A 22,457-nucleotide genomic window follows, 5' to 3' on the forward strand; every position below is an offset into this window, starting at 1 on the left:
CATCCCCTTGTTTTGTCCGGTTGCCTGCGTGGGCAATGGTTGGATATCAGCCCTTGAAGGGCCATTTCGGCAACTTGCGCTTGGTGAACGGCAGCGCGTTGTAGTCCTGCGTGATGGCGCCGGGCGTCTCGACGTAGATGACGTGGCGGCCGAGCTTCGAGTACGAGGCGTAGAAGTGCTGCGACGACTTCGGGATGACCAGCTTCATCGCGCCCAGATCGACGCCGAACTGCGTGAACAGGTCGGTGTCCATGGCCTGGGTGCGGTTGGTGGTCATGACGATGGTCACGCCCTGGCTGCGCACCACGGCCACGTCGCCCAGCAGCGCGGGCGTGCCGGCCAGCCCGGTCATGATGGCGTCGCGCTTGAGCGCGACGATCTCACAGGCCAGGTCCAGCGGCTGGCCCGACACCGGCGCCACCTTGCCGCCGATGCGCAGCGAGATCTGCGCGCCGTCGCCGGCCTCGAAACAGAGCTGCACCGCCACCGGGTCCCAGAACGGGCCGGTCGCCACGTCCTGGATGCCGCGCGCCAGCACGCGTTCCAGGATGAAGGTGGCGTCGCTGGGCGCGCCGCCGCCGGCGTTGTCGGCCGAGTCGGCCAGCACCACGGGGAAATCGGCCAGCGCCAGCGCCTGGTCCAGCGCGTCGTCGGCGCCGGGGTAGGGCGGCGCCAGCTGGTCGCGGAAACCGATGATCTCCTCGCCCAGCGCGCGCGCCAGCCGCTCGGCCTGGCCGGCGTCGCCGTCGGTGTAGACCAGCACCTTGGAGCCCATGTCGGGCGTGTCGCCCCACGGGAAGCCGTGCGCGATCGACACCGACAGCACGCCTTCCTTGCCTTCCATCGCCAGCAGGCGGTCGACGAAGCCGCGCATCGGTTCGCGGCTGGTGTGCATGATGGAGATCATTTCGCAGTCATAGACCGCGCGGGCCGGCTTGATGCGGCCCTCGGCGCGCGCCACGCACAGGTCGACCAGGTCGTAGGCACGGTCGAGGATGTCGGTGTGCGGATATTCCTTGAAGCACACCAGGAAATCGGCGCTGTTCACCATGGCGTCGGTCAGGTGGCAGTGCGGATCCAGCTCGGCGCCGATCACCGTGTCCGGGCCGACGATCTCGCGCGCCCGCCGCAGCAGGTCGCCTTCGCAATCGTCATAGCCGTCGGCCACCATGGCGCCATGCAGGCCGAACAGCGCGATGTCGACCTTGCCGGCGCGGCGCAGGTCTTCCAGCAGTTCGTCGCGCAGGGTTTCGTAGGCGTGGCGGGTGGTCAGGCCGGCCGGGGTCGCGCCCGCCGTCATGCCCTCGATCAGCGTCCAGTCCTTGCCCTGGGCGCGCTGGCGCGCGGCCCACAGGGGACCGGAGAACATCTGCATGCGGTCCGGGTGCTGGCCGGCCGGGTAGTAGCCGCGCGACCGATAGGCCGACAGGCCGGTCGGAATGGGGGAGAAGGTGTTGGTCTCGGTCGCCAGGGACCCGGAAAAAATCTTCATGCGATCGCTCCGTTCTGGATGGTTGTCGGTCTGTACGCTTCAGTCCTGCCCGATATACGCCTGCACTTCGATTTCCACGTCGACGTTCAGGGCCAGCGCCGACGCCACCGTCGAACGCACCGGCAGCGCCGCGCCGAAGAATTCCTTGTAGACCTCGTTGAAGCCCGCGAAATGGCCCATGTCCGACAGCCACACGGTGGCCTTGACCACCTGGTCCAGGCGCGCGCCGCCGGCCGCCAGGCTTTCGACAATGCGCTCGCAGGCGGCGCGGGTCTGGGTCTGGATGTCGCCGCGCACCACCTCGCCGGCGGCGCTCATCGGCACCTGGCCGGACAGGAACAGGAAGCCGCCGGCCTTCACGGCCCGCGAGAACGGGAAGGGCAGGCTGCTGGGCAGGCGCTGGATGGCTTGGCTCATGGAACGGGCTCCTATCAGGATGGGGAAAAACGGGCCGGCGACAGGCGCGCGGGGTCGACGCCCTGCGCGGTCAGGCTGGCATTCAAGGGCAGGTCGAGCAGCAGGTCGGCGGCCAGGCGCGAGACGCCGGCGGCGGACTGGATGCCGTAGCCGCCCTGGGCCGCCAGCCAGAAGAAGGCGGGCGTGGCGCTGTCCCAGCCGATCACGAAATCGCCGTCGGCCACGAACGAGCGCAGGCCGGCCCAGGTGTGGCGCGGGCGGCGGATGGTCAGCGAGGTGGCCGATTCGATGCGGTAGATGCCCGTGGCCACGTCCAGTTCCTCGGGCACCACGTCGTGCGCCGGCACCGGATCGGCATTGGCGGGCGAGCCCAGCAGCTGGCCGGCGTCGGGCTTGAAATAGAAGCTCTCGTCCACGCCGACCACCGCCGGCCAGTGCGCGAAGTCGACATCGTCCGGCCCGGTGAAGGTGAAGGCGGTGCGGCGGCACGGCTGCAGGCCCACCGGCCGCACGCCGCACAGCGTGGCGGCATGGTCGGCCCAGGCGCCGGCCGCGTTCACCAGCACCCGCGCCCGCAGCGATTCGCCGCCCGCCAGCGTCAGGGTCCAGGCGCCGTCCGCGTAAGCGGCCGCCATCAGTTCGGCGTGGTTGCGCAGCACCGCGCCCTGGCGCGTCATGCCGCGCAGGAAGCCCTGGTGCAGCGCATGCACGTCGATGTCGCGGGCGTCCGGTTCCTCGATGGCGCCGCACAGCTGGTCCGGGCGCAGGCACGGCACCCGCGCCATGGCCTGTTCGGCGTCGATCAGCGTGACGTTGGGCGACTGGCTGCGGAAATCGTCGTAGACCTCCTGCAGCAGGTCCTGCTGGCCGGGCGCGGCGATGTACAGCACGCCGCGTGGGCTCAGCAGGGGATGCTCGCAGAAGCCCTGCGGCGGATGTTCGTAGAAATCGCGGCTGGCGCGCGTCAGCGCCTTGATCTGGGCGGTGCCGTAGGTCTCCATGAACATGGCGGCCGAACGGCCGGTGGAGTGGTAGCCGGGCTGCGCCTCGCGCTCCAGCACCACCACGGAGGCGGCCGCGCTCAGGCGGTAGGCCACGGAGGCGCCGGCGATGCCGGCGCCGATGACGGCGTAATCGTAGGTTGTGTCTGCGGCCATTTTGTCGGAAGCGAGAATTCTCTTATTTGATAATTCTCGAATACGATAGTTGTTTGGGCGGGCGCGGGTAATAGGGGTTGTCCCGATGGCTCGCCGTGCGCGACGGGGCGCGGGCTGGTCTTGCTGCCGTCATCGCGCCGGGCGGGGGGATCCGCTATGATCCGGCCAGCCCGGGGCGCGTGGTTGCTCCGCCGCGCGTCCACTCCTGGCCCGCTGGGTCGTTTCCCCGCCATGATTCTTCCGTCGCGTTCCCGCCGCCTGCAAAGGGCGGCCGTCCTGGCCCTCCCGCTGTTGGCCGCCTGTTCGACCCAGCCGAAAGCGCCCAAGGCGCCCGAACGCGTCACGGGCAATGGCGGCAGCATGGTGCGCTACAGCTCGAAGCAGACCGTGATCGACCTGACGGCGGACGAGCGCGCCGCCCTGGACCGCATCCGCGTGCGGGCCTATCCCGCCGTGGCGCCGGCGCGGGCCCTGCGGGCTTGCGTCGAGGCCTTGACTGCCGCCGGCTACACGCAGGTGGCGGCCGATTCCGCGACCGAGATCGTCAGCGGCGAACAGCACGAAGCCCTGGTCAGCAAGCGCCGCGAAATGCTGCGCGGCCTGCTCAAGTCGCAAGGCCTGGCGTATGGCGCCAAGCCCGATCACAAGAGCACCTATGCCCAGCTGGTGCTGCGCGAGGAGGGCGGCACCACCCGCGTCTGGGCCAACCTGAACGAGACCGTCTGGGACAGCAATGGCGACGCCCGGACCCGCCAGGTGACCGATCCCGAGCGTTACGAGGCGTTCTTCAGGCGCCTGGACGCGCTGGTGTCCGGCACGCCGTAAAATCGCGGGCATGCTTCCCACTCAAGTCATCGTTGCGCTGCTCGTGCTGCAGCTTGCCCTGGTCGTTCCGCTGGTCGCCGTCGTGATCCAGCTGCTGCGTTGGTGTCACTGGTATTTCCGCGCCGATCCGCAGACCCGCGGCGAACGCCCGCATTTCACCGGCCCGGCGCTGGCGCTGCTGTTCAGCGCGCTGGCCGCCAGCGACTTCATCGGCTACGAGCCGTTCCCGACGCTGTCACGCCTGAATCCGGTGCCGCTCGAGGCGCGCGCCTATTTCACGGTGGCGATGCTGGCGCTGGCGGTGTGGTGCTGGGCCTATGCCGGCGCCATTCGCGAGCGCGTGCGCCGCTGGTTCTGACCGTCACGCAACCCGGCGGCTCAGCTTGAGCCGCGCCGTTCCCGCGCCGCCCGCCTGAGCAGGCGTCAGGCCGCCGCGCTGTCGGCCGGCTGCGCCAGCCCCGCCACGCCCCCCCGCAGGGATTCCAGCAGCACGCGCTTGTTCTCGCGGCTGCGATAGGCGTGCTCGCGCATCAGGTTCTCGGCGCGCGCGGCCTCGCGCCGCGTGATCGCCCGCAGCAGGTCCTCGTGATCCGATTGCGCCCGCAGCACGAAAGGCGTTTCCAGCTGCGATGGCGTGGACGGCAGCGTCAGCGCGGCCGGGCCGGCCAGCGGCGTCTTGTTGTTATGTTCCAGCGCCGACAGCAGGGCGCGGTTGCCGGCCGCTTCGCACAGGATCTCGTGGAAGCGGCGGTTGATCTGCCCCCAGGCGCGCGCATCCACCGTGGCCTTGGGGTCGCGCCGCGCCGGCGCCAGCAGGGCGCGGCCTTCCTCCACCGCTTGCGACAGCTGCTCCAGCACCTCGGCGCTGGCGCCGCGTTCGGCCAGCAGCCGCACCGCCATGCCTTCCAGCACCCCGCGCACTTCCACCGCGTCGCCGATCTCGTCGACGGTGAAAGCGCGCACGCGAAAGCCGCGCGAGGGCAGGCGCTCCAGCAGGCCTTCCTTTTCCAGCTCAGTCAGCGCGATGCGCAGCGGCGTGCGCGACACGCCCAGGCGCGCCGAGAACTGCAGTTCCACCACGCGTTCGCCGGGCTGCAGGGCGCCGGAAAGCACCATGTCCCTGAGTTCGGAAATCACTTTGTCGATCTGAGCGGCCATAGCGGGGCGTCGGCGGGAGCGTGTCTGAAAGGACCTCCAGTGTACCTACAAAATTGCATGCAATCGCTCAAGAAAAAAACAATTCAGCCTTGCGATTTATCAAAATTGCATGCAATAATTCGGAAAAACAGCGGTCAAGGCACTTAAAAGCCACTGAATGCATGCAATGCGTCACTCAATTGCATGCCAGGAGCGCCGCCCACAGGACAGGAGACAAGATGAAGCTGATCAGCTTCGAACACGCGGGCCAACCGGCCTGGGGCGTGCTGCGCGACGCCGAGGTCGTGCCGTTGACGCGGTACTGGCCCGACCTGGCCACGGCCCTGGCGGCGGGCATCGAGGCCATCGCGCAAGCGGCGGCCGGCCATGACGGCCCCGGCATTGCGCTGGCCGGCCTGCAATGGCTGCCGCCGGTGCCGGCGCCGTGCAAGATCCTCTGCGTCGGCCTGAACTACGGCCGCCACGTGGCCGAGGCCGGCCGCGAGCTGCCGCGCCATCCCTCGCTGTTCGCCCGCTATCCCGACAGTTTCGTCGGCCACGGCGCGCCGGTCTGGAAGCCGCGGGCCTCCGACCGCTTCGACTACGAGGGCGAACTGGCCGTGGTGATCGGGCGGGCAGGGCGCCACATCGCGGCGCGCGACGCCCTGGCCCACGTGGCCGGCTACACCTGTATGGCCGAAAACTCGGTGCGCGACTTCCAGAAGCACAACGCCCAGGTCACGCCCGGCAAGAACTTCGAGCGCAGCGGCGCGATCGGCCCCTGGCTGGTCAGCGCCGACGAGATCGGCGACCCGGCGGGCCTGCGCATCCAGACGCGCCTGAACGGCGAGACCGTGCAGCAGGGCGAACTGGCCGATCTGATCTTCCCGATTCCCGAACTGATCGCCTACATCAGCGCCTTCACGCCGCTGGCGCCCGGCGACGTGATCGCCACCGGCACGCCGGAAGGCGTCGGTTCCAGTCGCCAGCCGCCGCGCTTCCTGGCGGCCGGCGACACGCTGGAGATCGAGGTGCCGGGCGTCGGCACGCTGCGCAACACGGTGGCGGACGAACCCGCCCACCCCCACTGACACGAAGGACACAGGCATGACCGAGGCATTGCGGTATCTCACCGAAAAAGACGTGGTGGCGGCGCTGACCATCCCGCGCGCCATCGACGCGCTGCAGCGCATGCTGGTGGCGCAGGCGAAGGAGGGCGCGCGCAACGTGCCCAAGGCGCTGGCCACCTGGGGCGACGGCAGCTCGATGCATGCATTGGGCTCGGTGCAGCCCGGCCCCGGCGGCTATGCCGGTTTCAAGACCTGGGTCCACACCAAGGCGGGCGGCGGGTCGCTGTTCAGCCTGTTCGACGCCGACACCGGCCTGTTGCGGGCGGTGATCGAGGCGCGCGCGCTGGGCATGCTGCGCACGGCCGCCATCAGCGGCGTGGCGACCCGCGCCCTGGCGCCCGAGGGCGCGACGCAGGCCGCGCTGATCGGCACCGGGCCGCAGGCCGTGACGCAACTGGCGGCGCTGGCCGCGGTGCGCCCGCTGCAGCGCGTGCGGATCCACAGCCCGACCCCGGAAAAACGCCGCGCCTTTGTCGAGGCGGTGGCCGGCAAGTACGCCTTCGCCATCGAGGAATCGCCCACCCTGGAACACGCGCTGGACGGCGCCGAGATCGTGACGCTGATCACCCGCGCCGTCGAGCCTTTCGTCGACGCGGCCCGGCTGGCCGACTGCCGCCACCTGAACGCGGTGGGCGCGATCCTGCCGGCCAAGGCCGAATTCAGCCAGGACGTGTTCGAGCGCGCCGACCGCGTGGTGGTGGACGACCTGGAAAACGCCCGGCGCGGCTCGCGCGAATTGCGCGAACGCTATGGCGCGGACGGCGCGCCATGGGATGGCGTGGCGGTGCTGGGCGACCTGCTGGCGCGCGGCGAGACCCGCGCGCCGGATGCGCGGCTGACGCTGTTCAAGGGCATGGGCATGGGCCTGTCGGACCTGGCGATGGCGCGGGTGGCGTACGAGCACGCCCGCGATAACGGGCTGGGCGTCGCCTTGCCGCCCCAGACCCGCGAGAACCTGCTGCTGGCGCAACCCTGATTCCAATCACCCCCTTCAAATCATCATGACGCCGGCGCGAACCGCCGCCGGCCACAGGAGACAGACATGTTCATCGACGTCAGCGGGGCCGCGCCCCGCGAGCAGAACAAATGGCCATCGATCGTGATCCCCAAGGAGGAGATCGACCTGGAGATCGCCCGCCTGATCGACGCGCCGCGCCCCGACAACGGCCGCCGCGCTTCGCTCATCGCCCATCCGCTGGCGACCGCGCCGGGCCTGGGCCTGGCCCCCGGCACGGACGTCACCATCAACGTCGTCAACCCCGGCGAATGCACCTTCAACCTGCGCAAGAACTCCAACATGCTGGAGATCTGTATCAGCGGCGAGGGCGTGGCCACGGTGGCCGGCCGCGATATCCCGGTGGGCCGCTGGGACGTGTGGAACACGCCGGCGATGCAGGTGCATTCGTACCGCAATGACGGCCAGACGCCCTGGGTGCGGCTGTCGTACTCCAACGCGCCGCTGCTGGAAAAGCTCGAGATTCACTACGTCGAGGAGTTCGAGGGCGACGTGCCGCCGGCCGACGCCAACACCCGCCCGGCGCCGGCCCGCTCGCCCGAGGCGGCGCGCGCCCGCGACCTGGCGCTGCGCGAGCAGATCACGCCGGAAGGCGCCTGGCTGATGGGCTACGAGTGGCTGATCGACATCGACGTGCTGGAATCGAAGGCGCTGCACTGGCCCTGGGCGGCGGTCTCGCGCCACCTGCCCAGCGTCGAGGACATGGCGCGCGGCTACAACGGCCGCCGCCTGTTCGTGCTGTACAACCCGGCCACCGAGCGCCGCATCGGCACCACCCACAGCTTCTTCGCCACGATCTCGTCGTCGCCGCCGGACAACCACCACGTGCCGCACCGCCACAGCTCGTCGGCCATCAACTACTACCTGCGCGGCAACGGCTACAGCAAGGTCAACGGCGTGCGGCTGGACTGGAAGGCCGGCGACCTGATCCTGTCGGCGCCCGGGTGGGCCATGCATTCGCACCACTCGGGCACCGAGACCACCTCGGCCCTGACGGTGCAGGACCATCCCCTGCAGATCGCCATGGAATCGCTGATCTGGCAGGAGCGCATGCAGGAACCGATCCTGGCGCTCGGCAGCCAGGGCGGTTTCGAAAGCAACCTGGCGCAACTGGCCGCCGCGTCCTGAGCGCGCCGCTCGCATCCCGGAAATTCCCATGACCCAGATCCAACTGCCCGACGACACCTCGCTGCGCGCCCGCCTGCGCGACTTCTACGACGACTACGCCTACTGCCTGGACGAAGACCGGCTGGAGGAATGGCCGGACTTCTTCACCGAGGACTGCCACTACCGCGTGCTGTCGCGCGAGAACCACGACGCCGGCCTGCCGCTCGGCCTGATCTATTGCATGAACAAGAACATGCTGCGCGACCGCGTCACCGCGCTGCGCGAAACCACCATGTTCGAGCCGCGTTCGTTGCGCCACTTCATCAGCGGCGTGCGCGTCATCGAGGCGCAGGGCGAGCGCATCGTGGCCCAGGCCAATTTCGCCGTAATGGAGTCGCTGTCCGACCGCGAACCCACGCTGAACATGGTGGGCCGCTACCTGGACGAGCTGCGCCTGACGCCGCAAGGCCTGGCGCTGACCCGCCGCGACTGCGTCTACGACAACTACCGCGTGCGCACCTCGCTCATCGTTCCCCTCTGATCCCGCTGCCAGGAAACCCGCCATGACCTGTTCCGATTCCGCCGTGCTGGACGCGCCCGCCGCGGCCCCCATCCATATCGAGCGCCGCTGGCCCAAGGAGGGCTACACGCGCATCCCCAACTGGGTCTACACCGATCCGGCCATCTTCCAGAAGGAAATGGACGTGTTCTTCGGCGGCCGCACCTGGAACTACGTCGGCCTGGAGTGCGAGGTGCCCGAGACCGGCTGCTACAAGCGCAACTGGATCGGCAACCGTCCGGTCATCATGGTGCGCACCGAAAGCGGCGAGATCAACGTGCTGGAGAACCGCTGCGCCCACCGCGGCGCCCAGATCTGCTGGCAGAACACCGGCCAGGTGACCGACTTCACCTGCCCGTACCACCAGTGGAACTACGACCTGGACGGCAACCTGCAGGGCGTGCCGTTCCGCCGCGGCGCCATGGGCAAGGGCGGCATGCCGCGCGACTTCGATCCCAGGCAGAACGGCATCCGCAAGCTGCGCAGCGTCAATCGCGGCGGCTCGATCTGGGCGACGTTCGCCGACGATGCGCCCAGCTTCGAGGAATACTGCGGCGCCGAGGTGCTGGCCGAGATCGACCACATGCTGCCGGGCAAGAAGCTCAAGCTGCTGGGCTACAGCCGCCAACTGATCCCCAGCAACTGGAAGATGTACCTGGAGAACCTGAAGGACCCGTACCACGCCACCTTGCTGCACACCTTCTACATCACCTTCGGCCTGTGGCGCGCGGATTCCAAGTCCGAGTGCATTCCCACCGGCGGCGGCGCGCACAGCGTGATGGTGTCGCACAACGAGGGCAAGAAGAAGACCGAGGCCACCAGCGAGATGAGCCGCTTCCGCGACGACCTGGAGCTGCTCGACCTGGAAACGGTTACCCCGCGCGCGGAATTCAACCGCGGCCGCGTCGGCGGCGCCTGGGTCTTTCCGGCCGCCCAGTTCGGCATCCAGGCCAATTCGCTCAAGACCCGCCACGTGATCCCGCGCAGCCCGACCGAGCACGAGCTGGTGTTCACCTACTACGGCTACGAGGACGACGACGAGGAAATGACCCGCCTGCGCCTGAAGCACGCCAACCTGCTGGGCCCGGCCGGTTTCGTCTCGATGGACGACAGCGAGATGCTGAACCAGGTGCAGATCGGCGTCACCGGCTACCCGGAGGCGCGCGGCATCGTCGAGATGGGCGGCCGCGACACCGAGCCGGCCGACTACATGGTGACCGAGGTGCTGATCCGCTCGTTCTACGACTATTACCGCAACGCGATGGGGCTGTGACCATGGCGACCTGGACTCCGGTCGCCCAGGTGGGCGACATTTCCCCCGACACCGGCACGCTGCGCGTCGCGCTGGAGGGCGAGGCGGTCTGCCTCTATGACCTGCAGGGCGAGATCTGCGCCACCCAGGACCGCTGCCCGCACGGCAACGCCAGCCTGGCCGACGGCTATATGGAAGACGGCACCATCGAATGTCCCTTGCATCAGGGCGTGTTCGACATCCGCAGCGGCAAGCCGCAATGCCCGCCCGTCACCACCGACCTGCGGCGCTATGCGGTGCGGGTCGAGGCCGGCACCATCTACCTGAGCCCGGAGGCGGCGTGAGCGCGGGCGCCATCGTCATCGTCGGCGCGGGGCAGGCCGGCGGCTGGGCCGCGGCGACGCTGCGCGGTCACGGCTACGCCGGCCGCATCGTGCTGCTGGGCGACGAGCCGCACGCGCCGTATGAGCGTCCTCCCTTGAGCAAGGCGGTGCTGGGCGGCCAGGCCGCGCCGGAAAGCACCGAGCTGTTCTCGCGCGAAAAGCTGGCCGAGCTGGACATCGCGTTCCGGCCCGGCGTCGCGGCGACCCGGCTGCGGCCCGAGCGCCATCAGGTCGAGACCTCCGAGGGCGCCGTGATCGACTACGACAAGCTGATCCTGTGCACCGGCGGCCGGCCCATCGTGCCGGCCTTGCCAGGCGCCGAAAGCCGCGCCGTCCACGTGCTGCGAACCCGCGACGATGCCTTGCGCCTGCGCGCCCGGCTGGGGCCGGGCCGGCGCATCGTCATCGCGGGCGGCGGCTGGATCGGCCTGGAAGTGGCCGCCACCGCGCGCCAGGCGGGCTGCGCCACCACGGTGCTGGAGCAGGCGCCGCGCCTGTGCGCCCGCAGCGTGCCGCCCGGCGTGTCGGCGCATCTGGCCGCATTGCACACCGGGCAGGGCGTGGCCCTGCGCCTGAACAGCAGTCTGCGCGCGGTGCATGCGCGGCCCGAGGGCGGCTGCGTGGCCGAACTGGCCGATGGCAGCCGCCTGGAAGCGGACGCCGTGGTGCTCGGGGTCGGCATGCAGGCCAACGACGCCCTGGCGCGCGAAGCCGGCATCGCCTGCGAGCGCGGCGTGCTGGTGGACGAATACTGCCGCACGTCGGCGCCCGATGTGCTGGCGGCCGGCGACGTGGCGGTGGCGGCGCCCGCCGGCGGCGGCCCCATCCGCCTGGAATCCTGGCAGAACGCCCAGGACCAGGGCGCGGCGGCGGCGCTGTCGGCGCTGGATGCCGGCCAGCCTTACCTGCCCAGCGGCGCGGTCTGGTCGGAGCAATACGACGCCATGGTGCAGATCGCCGGTTTTCCGGCGCGGGCCGAATGTGAAGTGCTGCGGCCCCAGGCGGATGCGCGGGCGCTGCTGTCGGTGGCGCTGGACGAGGGCGGCCGCGTCGTCGGCGCCGTGGCGGTGAACGCGGCGCGCGATCTGCGCCAGCTGCGCCAGTGGATCGCCCAGGGCGTCCAGGTGGACCCCGCGCAACTGGCGCGCGCCGACGCGCCGCTGTCCAGCGCCCGGATCGGCTGAATCTGATGGAGAACCGAATGCAGACCGAACGCGTCAAGGCCGCCTGCGAGGCGGTGGTGCTGGCCTTCTTCCATGCGCTGGATACGCGGCGCCACGAGGCCGCCGCCGCGCTCATGGCGCCGGACGGCACCTGGCTGCGCCAGGGCCAGTTGCTGACGGGGCCGGCCGACGTGCTGGCGGCCCTGGAGGCGCGCCCGCCGCAGCGCACCACCTGCCACGTCATCACCAACCTGCGCCTGCTCGAACACAGCGGCTCGCAGGCCACGCTGGGCTATTTCCTGACCGCCTACGACAGCGACCCGCAGGCGCAGGGCGGGGCGCCGCGCCTGGTCGCCATCCGCGACTGCCAGGACCGGCTGGTCGCCAGCGGCCAGGATTGGCTATTGGCGGAAAAGCGCAGCCGGCGCCACCTGCCGCCCGAATGACATTCCCGAAACCCTGCCGGAAAATCCCATGACACCCCAAGGAGCCCCCATGGATGCCGCCACCATCAAGGCGCTGGCCCAACGCCTGGACCAGGCCGAACGCAGCCGAACCCAGGTGCGCCAGCTGTCGCTGGAGCATCCCGACATCACCATCGCCGACGCCTACGCCATCCAGCGCGAATGGGTGGCGGCCAAGATCGCCGGCGGCCGCCGGCTGGTCGGCCACAAGATCGGCCTGACCTCGCGCGCCATGCAGCTGTCCTCGCAGATCGACGAGCCTGACTACGGCGCCTTGCTGGACGACATGCTGTTCGACGACGGCGCCGAGATCCCTCGTGACCGCTTCATCGTGCCGCGGGTGGAGGTCGAGCTTGCCTTCATCCTGGACCGGCGGCTCAAGGGCCCCGGCGTGACGCTGTTCGACGTGCTGGACGCGGTGCGCTACGTGATCCCCGCGCTCGAGATCATCGACGCGCGCTCGCACCAGATCGACCCCGACAGCAAGCGGCCGCGCAAGGTCTTCGACACCATCGCCGACAACGCCGCCAATGCCGGCGTGGTGATGGGCGGACGGCCGGTGCGCGTCGACGCGGTCGACCTGCGCTGGGTCGGCGCGATGATGTCGCGCAACGCGGTGATCGAGGAAACCGGCCTGGCGGCGGGCGTGCTCAACCATCCCGCCAACGGCGTGGTGTGGCTGGCCAACAAGCTGGCCGGCTACGACGTCGCGCTCGAACCCGGCCAGATCATTTTGAGCGGCTCGTTCACGCGGCCCGTGTTCGCCCAGCAGGGCGACACGTTCCACGTGGACTATGGCGCGCTGGGCGCGGTCAGCTGCCGCTTCGTGTGAGCCGGCCGCCCGGAGACCGCCCCGAACCTGTTTTTCATTCCGCGCGCCCGATACACCAAAACCAGCGGACGCGCGCCCCGCACCCCCAAGGAGACAAACCATGACCCCCTTCAAGACCTCGATCCGCCTGGCGGCCGCCTGCCTGGCGCTGGCGGCCGGCCCGACCCTGGCGCAGACCGCCAACTGGCCCACCCATGCCATCACGCTGGTCGTCCCGTTCGCCGCCGGCGGCGGCGGCGACACGCTGGCGCGACTGGTGGCCGAACCGCTGGCGCGCGAACTCGGCCAATCCATCATCGTCGAGAACCGCCCGGGCGCCGGCGGCAACATCGGCACCTCCATCGCCGCGCGCGCCAACCCCGACGGCTACACGCTGTCCTATGGCACCAACGGCACCCAGGCCACCAACCACTGGCTGTACAAATCGCCCGGCTATGCGCCGGGCGACTTCGAGCCGATCTCGCGCTTCACGGTGATCGCCGCCGCGCTGGTGGTCAACGCCACCGACGACCGCTTCAAATCGCTGGCGCAGCTGCTGGACTACGCCAAGTCGCACCCGGGCGAGCTGACCTGTGGCTCGGCCGGCAACGGCACCTCGTCGCACCTGGCCTGTGAACTGCTGAACCAGATGGCCGGCGTCAAGATCATGCACATTCCCTACAAGGGCGGCAGCGCGGCGATGACGGACCTGCTGGGCGGCCGCATCTCGCTGCTGATCGACGTGATGCCGAACGTGTCGGGCCAGATCGCGGCGGGCAAGCTGCGGGCCCTGGGCGTGACCACGCCGGAACGGGTGCGCTCGAATCCGGATATCCCGACCATGAGCGAGGCCGGGGTCAAGGGCTACGAGTTCTTCGCCTGGGACGGGCTCTATGCGCCCAAGGGCACGCCGACCGCCATCCTCGACAAGCTCAACGCCGCCGTGGGCCGAGCCCTGGCGCGCCCCGAGGTCAAGCAGGCGCTGGAATCGCGCGGGGCCATCCCGTCGCCGACCACGCGCCAGTCGCTGGCCGAGTTCGGCGCCGAGGAATACACGCGCCTGGGCAAGGTGGTGAAGACCGCCGGCGCGGCGATCGACTGAGCGGCCAAGCCAGCGTGGCGATCCGGGTTGCCCCGAGCCTGGACCGCCGCGCCGGTTGCCGCGGCCGCGCCGCTACAGCGCCGGCTTGGCCACCATCAGGTAGTAGACGACCACCATCGCGATGAACGCCGGATAGCCCAGCCATTCCCACCAGCGCGCGAATCGCCAGTAGCGCGGCGGCAGCGCCGTGGCGCCGTCGGCCTGGGCGCTGGCGGCCATCCTGGCCATCTCGTACTGCAGCCACACCACCGGCAGCCAGCAGGCGCCCGCCAGCAGATACAGGCCGATCGACAGGCCGATCCACGGCGTGCTCCAGTGCCAGCCGGCGGCATGCGCCAGCCACAATCCGGACAGCGGCTGGACCACCACGGCCGGCGTGGTGAACCACAGGTCGGCCCGCACCACCAGCTTCGAGACCGCCGCGATGGCCGGCACCGAGCCGGTGCGGTTGGCGAAGAACAGGTAGAACGCCGTGCCGAAGCCGGTTCCCACCAGCAGGACGGACGACAGGATGTGCAGGGTCTTGATCGTGAGATAGGTATTCATGGCTGGGTTTCCTCGCAGAGCAGGATGAACAGGAGCGCGATGACGGCGGCGTTTTTCAGCAGCGGGCCGAAGGGATGCCACAGGAATTCCGGCAGCGCGATGGCGATCACCGCGGAATACGCCAGCACCAGCGCGAGTTGCGCGGCCCATAGCCGCCGCCCCGGCCGCCACAGCGTGGCCAGGCCCAGCGCGGCGTCCAGCGCCGCGGCCAGGTAGAGGGCCGCCAGGGCCGCCGATCCGTGCAGGCCGACCGGCGCCAGCAGCGCCAGGCTGCCCGCGACCGGATAGACGAAGGCGCTGCACACGGCGGTCCAGAGCCAGATCAGCGCCAGCGCGCCGCGCAGCAGCGCGGGCCGCCAGGCCGCCAGGGCCTGCTGGCGCAACGCGGGCGCCTCGGCGGCGGGGATGAAGGTCTCCAGCCCCGCCGGCATCCGCCCCAGCGCCCGCGCCGTGGCGGACGGGTCGGCGCTGTTGCCCGCGCGCAGCATGCGCCAGGTGTCGCGCGTCAGCAGCGAACCGGGCACGCGATCGAGCAGCACGGCGCCGGCGCTGATCAGCGCGCCGGGCACGGCGAGGGTCCACGCGGCGGGGAACCCCAGCAATTGCCGGTAGGTCGCCAGCATGCGCTTGAAGCTGACTTCGGCGCCGCCCACCAGGTCCAGCACCGCCGGGGCGTCCGCCGCGCCGCGCACCAGCCGGACAACGACCTCGGCCAGTTCGTCGACGTGGATCGGCCGCAGCGCCTGCCGTCCGCCGGCGGGCAGCAGATGCAGCGGCAACGACGCCACGGCGCGGAAAAAGCGCGCCGACGCGCCGTGCGCGCCATAGACCAGCGCCGGCCGCAGGATGTGGTGCGCGATCGGCAAGGCGCGCAGATGGTCGTCGGCCGCGCGCTTGCTCTGGAAGTAGGGGGTATCGCCGCGCTGCGCGCCCAGCGCCGACAGTTGCAGCACCTGCCTGACGCCGGCCTGTGTCGCGGCCTGGAACAGCGCGATCGGCGCGCGGCGGTGGATGCGGTCGAAATCGCGGCCGCCGCCTTCGACCAGAATGCCGACCGCGTTGATGACGACGTGGATGCCGCGCAGGCGGTCCATCCAGTCGGCGGGGGCCGTGTCCGCCAGATAATCCACCGCGATCTCGTCCTGCCGCCGGGGCTGGCGCACGCCCCTGAGCACCCGGTGGCCATCGCGCGCCAGGGCCTCGCACAACGCCCGGCCGATGAAGCCGTTCGCGCCGCATACCAGGATGTTCATGGATTCCGCCCTCCGTGAGTGTTCATCATCGATTCTTTTATTTCTGATATTTCTGTACAGGCAGAAATTCGTGGATAAAAAAAGGCGGGATCGAGGTCCCGCCATGTCGTCAGCCCTTGGTGCGGCGCATCGTCTTGCTGATCTTCGCGCCCATGCCGAGCGTCTTCATCAGGGTGTCGGGCTTCATGCGCAGCATCTCGTCCGACCAGGTGGTGAGGATCTCGAGGAAATCCAGTGTCTCGCGCACGCGCTGCGCCGTGAGCGGGGTTTCGTCGGCCATCTCGGGGCTGGCCAGCGTATCGCGCAGCATGGTCAGCGTGGGATCGATCTCGCGTTGGCGCCGGCCCTCGACGATCAGCTTGAACAGCTCCCAGATGTCGGTGGAGGTTTCGAAGTGGTCGCGCCGGTCGTCCATGACGTGCACCACCTTGGCCAGGCGCCAGGCCTGCAATTCCTTGAGGCTGTTGCTGACGTTCGAGCGCGCCACGCCCAGGGTCTCGGCGATTTCCTCGGCCGGCGCGGGGCGGCCCAGCAGGTAGAGCAGGGCGTGGATCTGCGCCACGGTGCGGTTCACGCCCCAGCGCGAGCCCATTTCGCCCCAGTGCAGGATGAAGCGTTCGGCGATCGGTGTCAGTGTCATGCGGCCACTGTAGGTATTTCTGTTATTTCTGTCAAGACAGAAATAACAGAAATGAATTCGATCCGCTAAGCTGGCGCCATGAACCAACAAGACTACCAGGCAGCGCTGCGGCGCGTGCTCGATGCCCACACCGACCGCGCGCTGCGCACCCTTCAAGGCCTGTTTCCGCGCCTGCCCGAGAAGGCGCGCGAGATCCAGTTCGGCATCTTTCCGGACCAGGACGGCGAAGGGACTTTCTCCATCGTCATCTGCCTGGATGGCCCCGACCTGTACGTGCTGAACAAGGCCATCGAAGGCCATCGGCACCTGTTCGACGTGGTGCACAAGGCAAGCGGCGTATCGCCCAAGGTGCCGCTGTTCGCGCGCGAGCCGGGCTTCTGCGTGCAGGACGCCATCGCCGACACTGCGGCCGATTGGCTCGAAGCGCTGTGGGAGCAGGGCGGCCGCGCCGTGTCGCCGCTGCCGGCCTGCATCTATGCGGACGAGGATTACGGCGCCACCACGCCGCGCAGCCTGGCGGCGGACGCGGCGCGCTGAACCTTACTGGCTGGCGTCGGCCAGCGCGCGCTGCACCGCCGGCCGCGCCGCGACCCGCGCCAGGTAGGCGCCCAGCTTGGGGAACCGCGCCAGGTCGACGCCGTCGCCTTCCAGCCAGCTGCCGATGGTGTAGAGATAGGCGTCGGCCACGCTGAACTGTTCGCCCAGCGCCCACGGGCCGGCGATCTGCGATTCCAGGTAGGCGGCGCAGGCCGTCATAGTCTCGGGCACCTTGGCGCGCATGGCTTCGTGCGCGGCCGGGTCGTCGGCCCAGCGCGCGCCGCGCCGCTTGTGCGCGTGCGCCACGTGGGCGGTGGAGGCCAGATAGCTGTTCAGTTCCTGCAGGCGCGCGAAGGCGTAGGCGTCGCCCAGCGGCGCCAGGCTCGCCTGGGGAAAGGACTGCGCGACGAAGGCCAGCAGGGCCGGCGTCTCGGTCAGGACGCCATGCTCGGTGGCCAGCGCCGGCACCCGGCCCTTGGGATTGACGCGCAGGTATTCGGGGCTTTGCTGCTGTCCGGCGCTGAAGTCCAGCTTGACGACCTCGAAGTCGGCGCCGGCTTCATGCAGGGCGATATGGGTGGCCAGGGCGCAGGTGCCCGGCGCGGTGTAGAAGGTCCAGCGAGACATGGGTGTCCTCAGGTGGCGAAGCGAAAGGGGAACAGCCATTATCGCCAGAACCGGCGCCGTTGGGCGGCGTTATCTTGCCGGCGGCCGGCCGGCCCGAGGCGCGGCGGCCTCAGCGCGCGCGAGCGGCCAGCGGCGTGCGCGCCAGGAAACGCTCGAACGCGGCCAGGTAGGCCATTTCGACCGCGCTCAGCTTGCGCTGCCGGTGCCAGGCCAGGAACACGTCGATCTCGGCCACGCTCTCGTTGGGCGGCAGGCGCCGCAGCTCGCCGTTGACCACGTCCTGCACGATCAGGTGCTCGGGCAGGAAGCTCAGGCCGATGCCGGCCACCACCATGCGCCGCACTTCCTCGATATGCGGCGAGGTGCCGACGATGCGCCCGGTGAAGCCCTGCTGGTCGCGGAAGATGGTCAGCGGCGACAGTGTGTCGCCGATCTGGTCGCTGGCGAAACAGACGAAATTCTGGTCCATCAGGTCTTCGATGCCGACGCGCGGCCGCGAGAACAGCGGATGACGGCGGCCGCACACCACCGCGTAGTGGTGGCGCAGGAACAGCCGGCGCTCCAGCGCCTCGACCGGCTTGCGGCACAGGCACAGCCCCAGGGCCGGCACGCGCTTGGAGAGCGCGTCGAGGATGTCGGCGCTGGGCAGCACCTCGATATGGAACTCGATCTTGGGATGGCGCTGGTGGAAGTCCGCCAGGAAATCGTCGTAGGCCGCGCTCTGGATGCGGCTCATGACCAGCAGCCGCAGCGTGCCCGCGACCTCGTCGCGTTCCTGCGAGGCGGCGGTCTCGATGCGCGCCATGGTGCCGTACATGTCGCGGGCGACGGCGTAGATCTCTTCGCCCAGGCCGGTCAGGCGGAATTCGCCGTTGCGGCGATGCAGCAGCATGCCGCCGACCGCGTCCTCGAGCCGCTTGAGCGCCTGGCTGACCGCCGGCTGGCTCAGGTGCAGGGCCTGCGCCGCCCGGCCCACGCCGCGCGCCTGCACCACGAACATGAAGGTGCGCAGCAGGTTCCAGTCCATGCGCTCGGGCGCGAGCGAGAGGGTATTGGCGGGTCGGGCGGGGGCAGAGGACATGGGTGGCCGGGGCGATGGCTGCGAAAGGGGCGGGCCGGCGCCCGCCGCCGCGGCCCCGCGCCTGGATTCAGGCGCCGGCCAGCCCCGCGAAGAAACGCGCTGCGTTGGATTCCAAGCCCTCGATATAGTAGCCGCCTTCCTGCACGATCAAGGTCGGCAGCTTCAGGCCGGCGACCTCGCGGCCGAGCCGCTCGAAGCCGTCTTCCGTGACCGCCACCATGGCCTGCGGGTCCTTCTCGAAGATGTCGAAGCCGAGCGACAGCACCAGCGCATCAGGCTGGAATTGCTCGATCGCGGCGCGCGCCTCGCGCAGGCGGTCGAAGAACACCGACTCGGGCGAACCGTGCGGCATCGGCAGGTTGAGGTTGTAGCCGTAGCCTTCGCCCGCGCCGCGCTCGTCCTCGAAACCGGCCACCACGGGATAGAAATTCTCGGGGTCGCCGTGGATCGACACGTACAGCACGTCGCTGCGCTCGTAGAAGATGTCCTGGATGCCCTGGCCGTGGTGCATGTCGGTGTCCAGGATGGCGACGCGGCCGAAAGTGTCGCGCAGGCGTTGCGCGGCGATGGCGGCATTGTTCAGGTAACAGAAGCCGCCGGCCGCGTCGCGGCGCGCATGGTGGCCGGGCGGGCGGCAGATGGCGTAGGCGTGGCGGTCGCCGGCCGCGATGCGGTCGGCGCCGGCGATGGCGCACTGCGCCGACCAGTAGGCCGAGTGCCAGGTGTGCGGCCCCACCGGGCAGCTGCCGTCGGCCAGGTAGCGCGCGGCCTGCGCCAGCACGCCGCGCAGCGCGTTGGGTTCGCGCACGAAGACGTTGGAGACGACCTCGTCGCCCCAATCCTCGGGCAGTTTCTTCCAGTCGGCGTGGGCGTTCTGCAGGAAGCGCAGGTAGGCGGGCGTGTGCACCGCCTCGAGCGCGGCGCTGCCGTGGTCGGCCGGCGCCTGCACGTCGAAGCCCAGGGCGCGCGCGGCATGCGCCAGCGCGTCCAGGCGCGACGGCACTTCCTGCGGCGTGCGCATCTTGCCGCGCGAGAAGTAGGTCTGCGGATGGTGCAGTTTCTGGTCGTCGTGGAAGTACGCCTTCATGCTTGTTGAACCTCGGGTTGGAGTTGGACATGGCGCTGGCGGTAGGCGCCCAGCGACAGCACGGATACCAGCGACAGCAGCGAGATCGCCGAGAACAGCAGCGCCAGCGGCCACCACTGGCCCTTGAAATTCTCGGCCAGCACCGTGCCCAGCATCGGCGTCAGGCCGCCGAAGATGGCGCCCGACAGCTGGTACGCCATGGAGATCCCGGTGTAGCGGATCGCCGTGGGGAAGCTGTCGCTGACGAAGCCGGCGATCACCGCATAATAGGCGCCCATGAACAGCACCGCCACGCCAATGCCCAGCGTGATCGCGCCGAGCGAGCCCAGGTCCACCAGGTTGAACATGGCGTAGGGCGTGAAGACCGAGATCAGCGCCGTGGCGCCCAGGAAGCGCAGGTTGCCGACGCGGCTGGCGATATACGCCGCCAGCGGCGTGATGAAGAACTGCATGATCGACACCACCAGCAGGCAGTCCAGGATGACCGCGCGGTTCAGGCCCACGTATTGGGTGGTGTAGGCGATCATGAAGGTGCTGGTGAAATAGAACCCGGCGATGCCCAGCACGTTGGCGCCCACGGCCAGCGCCAGCAGGCGCGGCGCGCCCGTCAGCACTTGCGCCAGCGGCGCCCGCGCCGGCTTGGCGCGCTTGGCCTGGGCCTGCTTTTCCTCCAGGAAGTCGGGCGACTCGTTGACGCTCAGGCGGATCACGAAACCCACCAGCAGCAGCACCGCCGAGAACAGGAACGGCACGCGCCAGCCCCAGCTGAGGAAGGCGGCGTCGTCCAGGCCGGTCACCAGCTTGAACATCAGCATCGACAGGATCAGGCCCGCCGGACTGCCGAGCTGCGCGAACGAGGCGAAGAAGGTGCGTTTGCTCTTGTCGGGCGAATGCTCGCCCGCCATCAGCACCGCGCCGCCCCATTCGCCGCCCACCGCCACGCCCTGCACGATGCGCAACAGCACCAGCAGCACCGGCGCCCAGACGCCGATCGAGGCATAGGTCGGCAGCAGGCCGATCAGCACCGTCACGGTGCCCATCATCAACAGCGTGATGACCAGCGATTTCTTGCGGCCGATGCGGTCGCCGATGTGGCCGAACAGGGCGCCGCCCAGCGGCCGCGCGAAGAAGCCCACGGCGAAGGTGCCGAAGGCGGCCAGCGTGCCGTAGAAGCCGGTGGCCGACGGGAAGAACAGTTTGCCGAACACCAGCGCGGCGGCGGTGGCGTAGATATAAAAGTCGTACCACTCGATCATCGTACCGATGAATGCGGCGGTCGACGCGCGCACCGGCTGGTGGCCCGTCTTGGTATTTCCCCTCATGAATTTTCTCTCTGTAGATGGATTGAGGTTGCTGCGTAGATCGTTATACGCGCGCCCCTGCTATAAGAAAAATTCTGAATTCTTATCCGCGAAATTCAGCGAATTTATGAGTGGAAACCCTAGTGTTGAGCGACGATGCGCGCACGGGGCCGTGCGGCGCGTCAGCGCGCCGGCCGCCAATCCGGCTGGCAGTTGGCCGCCGGACGCAGCTCGTTGGCCGTCGCCAGGCGCAACGACGGCTTGGCGCCGGCCGCATAGACCAGATTGCGCGCCCGCCACACGGCCAGTTCGGTGTAGGGCACCTGCGCCGACGAGGCGCCGCCGGTTCCCCAGAAGTCCATGCCGGGCGCGTCGAGGCAGACGTCGCGCGCGGCCACGCTGGCCAGTTCGCGGCCCGTGGCCAGGTCCACCGCGCGAAAGCGCAGCGCCGTGGGCCGCGCGCGCCGCTCGGCGGCGATCACCACCGGCGTGCCGTTGGCCGTCTGGCCCATGCTGGCCGGCTTGACCGTCTGCACTTCCTGGCCGCGCGGCACCAGCAGGAAGGCCACGCCATTGTCGATATCCAGGAGGCGGCCGGGGCCCAGCTTGACGACCTGGAAGGGCTCGTGGCGGATCAGGGTGGTTTCATACCAGGCGTTCTCGTAGCGGGTCCAGCCGGGCTCGCCGGCGTCCAGGAACACCAGGCCGCCCATGCTGTCGCCTTCCTTCTGCACCGGGATGTCGCGGATGCGCAGATCGCCGCCGCCGACGTCCAGGTACAGCAGGTTGCCGTGGCCGGCGGTGCGGGTGACGAAGGCCAGCACGCCATTGGGATTGATGGCCTTGGCGGGGCCGCAGAAATAGTCGCGCGCGCGGCGCGGATCGTCAGCGGGCAGGAAGCGTTCGCCCAGCTTGACGCCCTTGCCGCAAAGCGGCTGGCGCTGGTAGGTCAGGGTGTATTGGCTGGCGTTGCGCCGTCTGCCTTCCTGGTAGTCCTGGAAGCCGATGTCGGTTTCCTCGACGCGCAGCCCTTTGTCGTTGTAGATGGTGCGGGCCGGCAGCGGCCCGGCCATGGCGGCCAGGGCCAGCGACAACAGGGCGGGGGCCAGGAACCACCGCGGGCGAGCCAGGGGATTGCGCATGTTTCTTGTCATCATCCGATAGCCGATGGGGCACCTTAGCACAATGACGGAGGCGGCCGACCCGCGCCGGAAAGCGCGCGGCCGGGCGGCGGCGGGTGCGACCGCGCCGGCCGCCGCGCAAAAAAAACCCTCCCGGAGCGGGAGGGCGGGTCAGGCCGTTACAGCGCCTGCATTTCGGGATTGGCGTTGCGGGCCGGCGCCGGCTGGGCCGGCGCGGGCGTGGCCGGCG

At 69.6% G+C, this 22,457-nt stretch carries 25 protein-coding genes; 13 read left to right on the top strand and 12 right to left on the bottom strand.

What is annotated here, in order from left to right:
* Positions 1-46: 46 nt before the first annotated feature.
* Genes H0523_RS18835 through H0523_RS18845 form a run of 3 tightly spaced genes read right to left on the bottom strand, consistent with a single transcriptional unit; the run spans position 47 to position 3,066 of the window.
* Positions 47-1,492, bottom strand: coding sequence for a M81 family metallopeptidase (locus H0523_RS18835; RefSeq protein WP_054430381.1), 1,446 nt, complete (start codon positions 1,490-1,492; stop codon positions 47-49).
* 39 nt (positions 1,493-1,531) lie between these two features.
* Complete coding sequence (locus tag H0523_RS18840) at positions 1,532-1,909, bottom strand: RidA family protein (protein WP_054430382.1); 378 nt, start codon at positions 1,907-1,909, stop codon at positions 1,532-1,534.
* Between the two features lie 14 nt (positions 1,910-1,923).
* On the bottom strand, positions 1,924-3,066 hold the full coding sequence (locus H0523_RS18845) for an NAD(P)/FAD-dependent oxidoreductase (RefSeq protein WP_054430383.1): 1,143 nt from the start codon (positions 3,064-3,066) through the stop codon (positions 1,924-1,926).
* Positions 3,067-3,357: 291 nt separating this feature from the next.
* Between H0523_RS18845 and H0523_RS18850 the strand changes: the two genes are divergently transcribed.
* The gene (locus H0523_RS18850) at positions 3,358-3,891 is read left to right on the top strand and encodes a hypothetical protein (RefSeq protein WP_054430384.1); all 534 of its coding nucleotides are present in this window, start codon (positions 3,358-3,360) and stop codon (positions 3,889-3,891) included.
* A gap of 10 nt (positions 3,892-3,901) precedes the next feature.
* Positions 3,902-4,249 (top strand): hypothetical protein, encoded by a 348-nt coding sequence (locus H0523_RS18855; RefSeq protein ID WP_054430385.1) that lies wholly within the window; start codon positions 3,902-3,904, stop codon positions 4,247-4,249.
* Positions 4,250-4,314: 65 nt separating this feature from the next.
* On the opposite strand, the gene H0523_RS18860 is transcribed toward H0523_RS18855, so the two are convergent.
* Positions 4,315-5,049 (bottom strand): GntR family transcriptional regulator, encoded by a 735-nt coding sequence (locus tag H0523_RS18860; protein ID WP_054430386.1) that lies wholly within the window; start codon positions 5,047-5,049, stop codon positions 4,315-4,317.
* 218 nt (positions 5,050-5,267) lie between these two features.
* Here H0523_RS18860 and H0523_RS18865 point away from each other — a divergent pair, with 218 nt between their 5' ends.
* From H0523_RS18865 to H0523_RS18910, 10 genes are all read left to right on the top strand, one after another.
* Positions 5,268-6,119 (top strand): fumarylacetoacetate hydrolase family protein, encoded by an 852-nt coding sequence (locus tag H0523_RS18865; RefSeq protein WP_054430387.1) that lies wholly within the window; start codon positions 5,268-5,270, stop codon positions 6,117-6,119.
* 16 nt (positions 6,120-6,135) lie between these two features.
* Complete coding sequence (locus H0523_RS18870) at positions 6,136-7,134, top strand: ornithine cyclodeaminase family protein (RefSeq protein WP_054430388.1); 999 nt, start codon at positions 6,136-6,138, stop codon at positions 7,132-7,134.
* 66 nt (positions 7,135-7,200) lie between these two features.
* The gene (locus H0523_RS18875; protein WP_054430389.1) at positions 7,201-8,301 is read left to right on the top strand and encodes a cupin domain-containing protein; all 1,101 of its coding nucleotides are present in this window, start codon (positions 7,201-7,203) and stop codon (positions 8,299-8,301) included.
* A 28-nt stretch (positions 8,302-8,329) separates the two neighbouring features.
* Positions 8,330-8,821 carry an aromatic-ring-hydroxylating dioxygenase subunit beta gene (locus H0523_RS18880; protein WP_054430390.1) on the top strand — a complete coding sequence of 164 codons (492 nt, stop codon included), beginning with the start codon at positions 8,330-8,332 and terminating at the stop codon, positions 8,819-8,821.
* Positions 8,822-8,843: 22 nt separating this feature from the next.
* Complete coding sequence (locus H0523_RS18885) at positions 8,844-10,112, top strand: aromatic ring-hydroxylating dioxygenase subunit alpha (RefSeq protein ID WP_054430391.1); 1,269 nt, start codon at positions 8,844-8,846, stop codon at positions 10,110-10,112.
* Positions 10,113-10,114: 2 nt separating this feature from the next.
* Complete coding sequence (locus H0523_RS18890; protein ID WP_054430392.1) at positions 10,115-10,435, top strand: non-heme iron oxygenase ferredoxin subunit; 321 nt, start codon at positions 10,115-10,117, stop codon at positions 10,433-10,435.
* Positions 10,432-11,658 carry an NAD(P)/FAD-dependent oxidoreductase gene (locus H0523_RS18895; RefSeq protein ID WP_054430393.1) on the top strand — a complete coding sequence of 409 codons (1,227 nt, stop codon included), beginning with the start codon at positions 10,432-10,434 and terminating at the stop codon, positions 11,656-11,658. The genes H0523_RS18890 and H0523_RS18895 overlap by 4 nt, the downstream gene beginning before the upstream one ends.
* A 17-nt stretch (positions 11,659-11,675) precedes the next feature.
* Positions 11,676-12,083, top strand: a complete 408-nt coding sequence (locus tag H0523_RS18900; protein WP_231689838.1) for a nuclear transport factor 2 family protein — start codon at positions 11,676-11,678, stop codon at positions 12,081-12,083.
* Positions 12,084-12,132: 49 nt separating this feature from the next.
* Positions 12,133-12,933 carry a 2-oxo-hept-4-ene-1,7-dioate hydratase gene (gene hpaH / locus H0523_RS18905; protein WP_054430395.1) on the top strand — a complete coding sequence of 267 codons (801 nt, stop codon included), beginning with the start codon at positions 12,133-12,135 and terminating at the stop codon, positions 12,931-12,933.
* Between the two features lie 100 nt (positions 12,934-13,033).
* Positions 13,034-14,014 (top strand): Bug family tripartite tricarboxylate transporter substrate binding protein, encoded by a 981-nt coding sequence (locus H0523_RS18910; protein WP_054430396.1) that lies wholly within the window; start codon positions 13,034-13,036, stop codon positions 14,012-14,014.
* A gap of 72 nt (positions 14,015-14,086) precedes the next feature.
* Here H0523_RS18910 and H0523_RS18915 read toward each other — a convergent pair whose 3' ends face one another.
* The 3 genes from H0523_RS18915 to H0523_RS18925 all read right to left on the bottom strand — a co-directional run bounded on the left by H0523_RS18915 (position 14,087) and on the right by H0523_RS18925 (position 16,453).
* Positions 14,087-14,560 (bottom strand): DUF2269 family protein, encoded by a 474-nt coding sequence (locus H0523_RS18915; protein WP_054430397.1) that lies wholly within the window; start codon positions 14,558-14,560, stop codon positions 14,087-14,089.
* A complete protein-coding gene (locus H0523_RS18920; RefSeq protein ID WP_054430398.1) occupies positions 14,557-15,813 on the bottom strand; it encodes an SDR family oxidoreductase in 1,257 nt (418 codons plus the stop codon). Before H0523_RS18920 ends, H0523_RS18915 begins: the two co-directional genes overlap by 4 nt.
* A 109-nt stretch (positions 15,814-15,922) precedes the next feature.
* Positions 15,923-16,453 carry a GbsR/MarR family transcriptional regulator gene (locus H0523_RS18925; protein ID WP_054430399.1) on the bottom strand — a complete coding sequence of 177 codons (531 nt, stop codon included), beginning with the start codon at positions 16,451-16,453 and terminating at the stop codon, positions 15,923-15,925.
* Positions 16,454-16,531: 78 nt separating this feature from the next.
* Between H0523_RS18925 and H0523_RS18930 the strand changes: the two genes are divergently transcribed.
* The gene (locus H0523_RS18930) at positions 16,532-16,990 is read left to right on the top strand and encodes a DUF6389 family protein (RefSeq protein ID WP_054430400.1); all 459 of its coding nucleotides are present in this window, start codon (positions 16,532-16,534) and stop codon (positions 16,988-16,990) included.
* A 3-nt stretch (positions 16,991-16,993) separates the two neighbouring features.
* Here H0523_RS18930 and H0523_RS18935 read toward each other — a convergent pair whose 3' ends face one another.
* The 5 genes from H0523_RS18935 to H0523_RS18955 all read right to left on the bottom strand — a co-directional run bounded on the left by H0523_RS18935 (position 16,994) and on the right by H0523_RS18955 (position 22,228).
* Complete coding sequence (locus H0523_RS18935; RefSeq protein ID WP_054430401.1) at positions 16,994-17,617, bottom strand: glutathione S-transferase family protein; 624 nt, start codon at positions 17,615-17,617, stop codon at positions 16,994-16,996.
* A 109-nt stretch (positions 17,618-17,726) separates the two neighbouring features.
* Positions 17,727-18,698, bottom strand: coding sequence for a LysR family transcriptional regulator (locus H0523_RS18940; RefSeq protein ID WP_054488573.1), 972 nt, complete (start codon positions 18,696-18,698; stop codon positions 17,727-17,729).
* A gap of 67 nt (positions 18,699-18,765) precedes the next feature.
* A complete protein-coding gene (locus H0523_RS18945) occupies positions 18,766-19,785 on the bottom strand; it encodes a histone deacetylase family protein (RefSeq protein WP_054460618.1) in 1,020 nt (339 codons plus the stop codon).
* Positions 19,782-21,107: an MFS transporter gene (locus tag H0523_RS18950; RefSeq protein ID WP_054430403.1), complete on the bottom strand. Its 1,326-nt coding sequence runs from the start codon at positions 21,105-21,107 to the stop codon at positions 19,782-19,784. Before H0523_RS18950 ends, H0523_RS18945 begins: the two co-directional genes overlap by 4 nt.
* A 161-nt stretch (positions 21,108-21,268) precedes the next feature.
* On the bottom strand, positions 21,269-22,228 hold the full coding sequence (locus H0523_RS18955) for a hypothetical protein (protein WP_054430404.1): 960 nt from the start codon (positions 22,226-22,228) through the stop codon (positions 21,269-21,271).
* Between the last annotated feature and the right edge of the window lie 229 nt (positions 22,229-22,457).

This window comes from Achromobacter insuavis (genome assembly GCF_902859645.1).
In the GTDB taxonomy this organism is placed as follows: domain Bacteria; phylum Pseudomonadota; class Gammaproteobacteria; order Burkholderiales; family Burkholderiaceae_B; genus Achromobacter; species Achromobacter insuavis.